Here is a 6,407-nt window from a genome sequence, read left to right as displayed (position 1 = left end):
AGGTTCGCTGTCGCTTCTGCAACAACCTCGTCCGGGGCAGAGGCCACGAAATTAGGATTGTTCAGGCGTCCGCGCAAACCACCCAGTTCCTTGCCCAGTTTTTGCAAGGTCTTTTCAAGACGCGCGATTTCCTCGGCCACGTCGATCAGATCAGCCAGCGGGATGCCAAATGTGCCGCCGTCCATCGGGATCGTGACGCAGCCTTTGGGAAAGTTATCGACATGCGACAGGCTTTCGATGCGGGCAAGGCGTTGGATCAATACATGGTTGTTGTCCCATGCTGATTGGCCTTTTGCATCCAGTCCCGTGACCAGCAGCGGCACTTTCGCACCGGCAGGCACGTGCACTTGGGCGCGCGCCGAACGGACGTTGTCGATCAGGTCGATCACCCAGTTCATTTCACGGTCTGCTTCGGCATCCACCAGTTCAACGGCAGTGTAGGTCGGCCAATCGGCGTGCACGAGCATCTTGGTGCGGTTGTCGGCCAGCTGCCACAATTCTTCGGTGATGAATGGCATGATAGGGTGCAACAGGATCAGGCACTGGTCCAGCACCCAGCGCAGGGTCTGTTCCGTCTCGGCCTTTGCCGCCGCATCATCGCCCTGAAGGATCGGTTTGGAAAACTCCAGATACCAGTCGCAGACCTTGCCCCATGTGAAGGCATAAAGCGCGTCGGCGGCGTCGTTGAAGCGGTAGCCTGTCATCGCGGCGTCGACCGCTTCGCGGACCTTGCCGGTTTCGCCGATGATCCATTTGTTCAGCGTCTGCGTCGCTTCGGGCCGTGTCCCGTCGCCGGGATAGGCGATCTGGTAATGGTCGGCAAAGCTGAAGGCATTCCACAGTTTTGTGCCGAAGTTGCGGTAACCCTTGATCCGGTCTTCGGAGATTTTCAACACACCGCCCAAAGCCGCCATCTGCGCGTTGGAAAAGCGCAGCGCATCGGCACCGTAAGCGTCAATCATATCCAGCGGGTCGATCACGTTGCCCTTGGTCTTGGACATCTTCTCGCCCTTCGCGTCGCGGACCAGCTGGTGCAGATAGACGGTGTGGAAGGGTTCGCGGCCCATAATCGCTTCGGACATCATCATCATGCGGGCAACCCAGAAGAACAGGATGTCCTGACCTGTGACAAGCACATCGCCGGGGAAGTATTTCTGCAGCTCGGGTGTCTGTTCGGGCCAGCCCAGCGTCCCAAAAGGCCAGAGACCGGACGAGAACCATGTGTCGAGCACGTCAGGGTCGCGCCAGACGGGATAAACCAGAACAGTCGGGTCTTGTGTTACGTTGTATTCGGCCAAGCTGGCAGAGAAGCGATCAATCGCCTCTGCCTTGTCTGCAACTTCAATGATGTCTGCATGGCTCAAGGGGCTGGGCACATCGGCGTTGTCGAAGACGAAATCAGGCTTCACGCTTTCGAAATCGGGCCCGCAGTGCATGACTGTGCCGCGATGTACGATACCTTCGAGCAAGAGGCCAAGAATTTGCACTTCGTCCAGTTCACCCGACGGGTTGTGTTCGTCTTCGACACCAAGATCGAGACCATACCACACCGGTATCTGGTGCCCCCACCACAACTGGCGCGAGATACACCGAGATACACCAAGGTTCGATATTCTCCAGCCAGTGGTAATATACCTTCTCGCCGCTCTCGGGCATGATCTTTGTGCGGCCCTCTTTCACTGCATCCAGTGCAGGGCCGACGATCTTGGCGGTGTCGACGAACCATTGGTCGGTGAGCATCGGCTCGATCACAACCTTGGAGCGGTCGCCAAAGGGCTGCATGATTTTCTTGTCTTCGACAAATGGGACGGTGGTTTCGACCGCTTCACCCTCGTCGTTCATGACCGTTTTGGTCGTCATCACCGCGTTGCCCTCTGCTGTGATGTCGGCAACGACACGCTTGCGTGCCTCGAACCTGTCCAGCCCGCGGTATTCCTCGGGCACCATGTTCATGGCAGCGATCTTTGCTTCGTCAAAGCCTTCCCCGCCATTGGCGATGCGCTGGGCGGTCGCGGCCTCTTCTGCATAGGCTTCTCCATCGGTGCGCATCGCACCTTTGGTATCCATCAGGTTGTACATCGGAATATGGCTGCGCTTGGCCACTTCATAGTCGTTGAAATCATGTGCACCGGTGATCTTGACCGCGCCGGACCCGAAATCAGGATCAGGGTAGGGGTCGGTGATAATCGGGATCAGGCGGCGATGCTCTTTCGGGCCAACTGGAATTTCGCACAGCTTGCCAACGATAGGGGCATAGCGCTCGTCATCCTTATGCACTGCCACCGCACCGTCGCCGAGCATGGTTTCGGGGCGGGTCGTTGCGATTGAAATATAGTCGCGGACCTCGCGCAGGATGATTTTCCCGTCGTCGTCTTTCTCGACGTATTCATAGGTTTCGCCACCGGCCAGCGGGTATTTGAAGTGCCACATGTGGCCGTCGACCTCGATGTTCTCCACCTCGAGATCAGAGATGGCGGTCTCAAAATGCGGATCCCAGTTGACCAGACGCTTGCCCCGATAGATCAGCCCGTCCTTGTACATCTGCACAAAGACCTTGAGCACCGCATCATGAAAGTTTCCGGGCGTTTCGGTGTCAGGCGCGCTTTCGGCCCCCGACATGGTAAAAGCCGAACGGGACCAGTCCATACTGTCACCCAGACGGCGGGCTTGCAGTTCAATCGTGCCCCCTTTGGCGGCTTTCCATTCCCAGACCTTTTCAAGGAATTTTTCGCGGCCCAGTTCGGTGCGTTTGGGTTGCCCCGTCGCGGCCAGTTCTTTTTCGACCATCAACTGTGTTGCGATGCCCGCATGATCCAGCCCTGGCTGCCAAAGCGTGTCATAGCCCTGCATCCGCTTCCAGCGCGTCAGCATGTCCATGATCGTATGGTTGAACGCATGTCCGACATGCAAAGAGCCTGTCACATTCGGGGGTGGCAGCATGATGCAGAAAGTTTCATCACGAGATGCATTGGCCCCCGCTTTGAACGCGCCGGACTGTTCCCACATCTGATAGATGCGCGGCTCTGCGGTTTTGGCGTCGAATGTCTTTTCCATCGGCATCGGTCTGATCCTTGCTGTCTGCAAAAAAGCAGATAACGCGATGGCCGCTCAAGTGAAAGGGGGCGGTTGCCCCAAAACCCACCTTACGGCGCAAATAGCGGTATGCGGACACCGGTTTGAATAACGGCCGCGTCGTAAGGTTGGCGGGCGAAAACTTCTTCCACGCTGTCCGCGAAGTGTGAAAGGGGCAAGGTGTCATAGTCCGGATCGAAGGAGCTTTGATCCCAGCGTTCACAGAATGTCGCGCAATCGTCGAAGTAGGGATGGTCCTTATAAGCATCGCGCTTTTGCGGGTCCGCGCCCACATGTTCGCCATAATAGACCAGTTGGAAATCGCCGTGCTTTTCCACAACCCATGTGACCTGTTCACGCACGAACGGGCGCAGGATCGTCGCTGCATATTCGTCGTGATTGTAGGGCGCGTAGATATCGCCGATATCGTGAAGAAGGGCACCGACGATCCAGTCTGTGTCCGCGCCGTCCCGCTCGGCACGGGTTGCCGACTGCAGGGAATGGCCCAGCCGCGTGATCTGATAGCCTGACAACCCTTCATCGAGCCTGACCATGGCCTCCAACAGTCGGGCAGCGGTGCCTTTAGTGTATTCCACCTCATGCTTGGTGAGGAAATCATAGTCCTCCTTGTCGCCATCCTTCATGGCGGTGAACTTGACCCGGTCCATTTTCGCACTCCACTTCATTCGTTGTTTGTGTCTAAGGTCGCAGAGGATTTGTGATGTGTCACGCCATGAAATTGTCCAATCGCATCGTCAAGGTGCAGATATCATCGGGGTGGACACGCACACAGGCACCGCTAGGCTCGTGCGCAACTTTGGCGAGAGGCAAGATGAAGGTATTCGGCAGTCAGCAGTCGGCACCACATGGAAACAATCTGTGTTCCGTGGTTACACGAGGTTCAGTCGATGGCACTGCGTGACTGGTTCTTTGATCTCTTTGGGCGGCGCGGACGCACTGAAGAAGGCGGCATTCGTGGTCGCGGGCCCGCGACCCATGTGGTAATCCTTGACGGGACGATGTCGTCACTGGCCGCAGGGTTTGAAACGAACGCGGGGCTTACCTTCAAGCTGCTCAGTGAGGTGAGCCGAACTGCGAACGTCACCGTCCATTATGAAGCCGGTATCCAATGGCGCGATTGGTCAGGCACCTTGGACGTGATCGCAGGCAAAGGCATCAACAGGCAGATCGAGCGCGCCTACGGTGTCGTCGCAACGCGGTATCGCGCGAGAGATCAGATCGTCTTGATCGGTTATTCGCGCGGCGCTTATGCGGTCAGGTCTCTTGCCGGAGTGATTGATATGGTTGGTTTGGTGCGGTCCGATTGCGCCACCGAGAGGACGATACGCCAAGCGTACAGGCATTATCGCAATGGCGCCCGCAGTCCGGTGGCACAGACGTTTCGCGACCACTACTGCCATCTGGATGTCCAAGTCGAGGCCGTCGCGGTTTGGGATACGGTCAAGGCATTGGGTCTACGCCTGCCGATCATCTGGCGTTGGGGGCAGGCGCAGCATGACTTTCACAATCACGCTTTGGGCAGTCACATCCGCCACGGGTTTCACGCGCTGGCCTTCGATGAGCGCCGCGCAGCCTATGCACCCGTTATGTGGCAATCCCCCGTCGGATGGAAAGGCCACATGGAGCAGGTCTGGTTCCGCGGCAATCACGGTGATGTCGGCGGGCAGGTCTGGCAATATCCTGATGCCCGCCTCTTGGCGAATATCCCGCTGGTCTGGATGCTTGAACGGTTATCTGCCTGTGGTATGCCTTTGCCGGATGATTGGCAGAGCAGATTTCCACAGGATGTGACGGCGCCATCCATCGGCAATTGGCGGGGGTGGGCAAAGATATTTCTGGCACGGCGCAGACGCGCTTTCGGCAAGGACCAGTCAGAGCGTTTGCACGAAACGATTGGCGGCGACCTGCCAGAGGTCTCAGTCGCCCCGCAGCTTCATAATCAGACAAGTGGTTGAGCCGGTGGCATAGAGCTTGCCTGTTGCGGCATCGCGTATTTCGCCCCGTGCGACACCGGTTGACCGCCCCGCATGATCAATAGTGCCGGTAGCCGATATCTCTTGCCCTACCGGGATCGCAGCCACCATGTTCACCTTGTATTCGAGTGTCGTGTAGACAGACCCTTTGGGCGTCACCGTCATGACGGCACAGGACATGCACGTATCCAGCAATGTACCGTACCAGCCACCGTGAACACCACCGGCGGGGTTGGTGTGCTCAAACTTCGGCGTTCCGCGAAAAACGGCCTTGCCAGCCTCTATTTCCGCGATGCTATAGTTGATCAGGGCCCAGATCGGCGGGCGCGCAATCTTGCCGTCTTGCATCGCCAGCATGAAGTCCAGCCCCGACATTGAAAGGGTCGTTTCAAGGTCGGGCATGTCGTCGGGGGATGTGGCTGTGAACATGGTCGCTCCGCGCGTGTCAACTGGCACGAAGCTGGCGATTCAGGCGACGTTTTGCAACCGCACTTTCGGGGTCACACCCAAGGCATGACAGATATCGCGCGTCAGCTCGGGCCGGTTGAGGGTGTAAAAGTGCAGATGGTCCACGCCCCCTTGCAGCAGATCGTCACACATTTCGGTTGCAATTGCAGTCGCCAGCAACTCTGTCGTGCCGTCACGGGTTGCGTTCGCAAAGGCGTCTTGAACGACTTGTGGAATCTGTGTTCCGCATTGCTTGGCAAACCGCTGTGTTCCAGCCCAGTTTTCGACCGGTAGAATACCGGGAATGATCGGCGCGTCGATCCCTGCTTTGACGCAGGCATCGCGGAAGCGGAAAAAAGTATCGGCCTCGAAAAAGAACTGCGTGATGGCAGATGTGGCACCGGCATCGAACTTGCGCTTGAGGTAAGCGATATCGGCGGCCTGGTCTGTAGCTTCTGGGTGCGTTTCTGGATAGGCACCGATGCGGATGTTGAAGGTGTCCGTGTCGGCAAGTGCCGAGATCAAAGAAACAGAGCTGTCAAACCCTTCCGGATGCGGGGTGAAACGGTCAACGCCCTTTGGCGCATCGCCGCGCAGGGCGACTATATCGCGAACGCCAGCATCAGCATAGCTTTGTGCGATTTGAAGGGTTTCGGCCTTGGTTGCATCGACACACGTCAGATGAGCGGCGACGTTCAAGCCGCTGGTTTTATGGATCGTCGTCACCGCGTCATGCGTCAACTGCCGTGTGGTGCCGCCTGCGCCGTAGGTCACCGACACAAATGACGGGTCAAGCGGGGCGAGCGTGTTGACGCAATCCCAAAGACGAAAGGATGCTTCGAGTGATTTTGGCGGAAAGAATTCAAAGGACACGGATGGGACAGTCATGGGGGC

4 protein-coding genes and 1 pseudogene are annotated in these 6,407 nt (G+C 57.6%); 1 reads left to right on the top strand and 4 read right to left on the bottom strand.

Going from position 1 to position 6,407, the window contains the following annotated elements:
* Together R6T97_RS03665 and R6T97_RS03660 are read right to left on the bottom strand one after the other, a co-directional pair.
* Positions 1–3,060: pseudogene (locus R6T97_RS03665) on the bottom strand (valine--tRNA ligase); the annotation flags it as partial.
* Between the two features lie 83 nt (positions 3,061–3,143).
* On the bottom strand, positions 3,144–3,740 hold the full coding sequence (locus R6T97_RS03660; protein WP_410347946.1) for an HD domain-containing protein: 597 nt from the start codon (positions 3,738–3,740) through the stop codon (positions 3,144–3,146).
* Positions 3,741–3,980: 240 nt separating this feature from the next.
* On the opposite strand from R6T97_RS03660, the gene R6T97_RS03655 reads away from it, so the two are divergent.
* Positions 3,981–5,048 carry a DUF2235 domain-containing protein gene (locus tag R6T97_RS03655; protein ID WP_410347945.1) on the top strand — a complete coding sequence of 356 codons (1,068 nt, stop codon included), beginning with the start codon at positions 3,981–3,983 and terminating at the stop codon, positions 5,046–5,048.
* On the opposite strand, the gene R6T97_RS03650 is transcribed toward R6T97_RS03655, so the two are convergent.
* Entirely contained in the window at positions 5,010–5,495 is a 486-nt protein-coding gene (locus R6T97_RS03650; protein ID WP_410347944.1) for a PaaI family thioesterase, read from the bottom strand. The two genes, R6T97_RS03655 and R6T97_RS03650, sit on opposite strands and share 39 nt — an antisense overlap.
* 39 nt (positions 5,496–5,534) lie before the next feature.
* On the bottom strand, positions 5,535–6,401 hold the full coding sequence (gene metF / locus R6T97_RS03645; protein ID WP_410347947.1) for a methylenetetrahydrofolate reductase [NAD(P)H]: 867 nt from the start codon (positions 6,399–6,401) through the stop codon (positions 5,535–5,537).
* Between the last annotated feature and the right edge of the window lie 6 nt (positions 6,402–6,407).

Origin of the sequence: Yoonia sp., from assembly GCF_046498525.1 — a bacterium.
GTDB lineage: Bacteria > Pseudomonadota > Alphaproteobacteria > Rhodobacterales > Rhodobacteraceae > Yoonia.
This window is presented reverse-complemented; position numbering and strand designations above follow the sequence as displayed.

Coding starts and splice junctions, on each gene's coding strand:
- R6T97_RS03655 (WP_410347945.1), top strand. CDS start 3,981: ATGGCACTGCGTGACTGGTTCTTTGATCTCTTTGGGCGGCGCGGACGC.
- R6T97_RS03660 (WP_410347946.1), bottom strand. CDS start 3,740: ATGGACCGGGTCAAGTTCACCGCCATGAAGGATGGCGACAAGGAGGAC.
- R6T97_RS03650 (WP_410347944.1), bottom strand. CDS start 5,495: ATGTTCACAGCCACATCCCCCGACGACATGCCCGACCTTGAAACGACC.
- metF (WP_410347947.1), bottom strand. CDS start 6,401: ATGACTGTCCCATCCGTGTCCTTTGAATTCTTTCCGCCAAAATCACTC.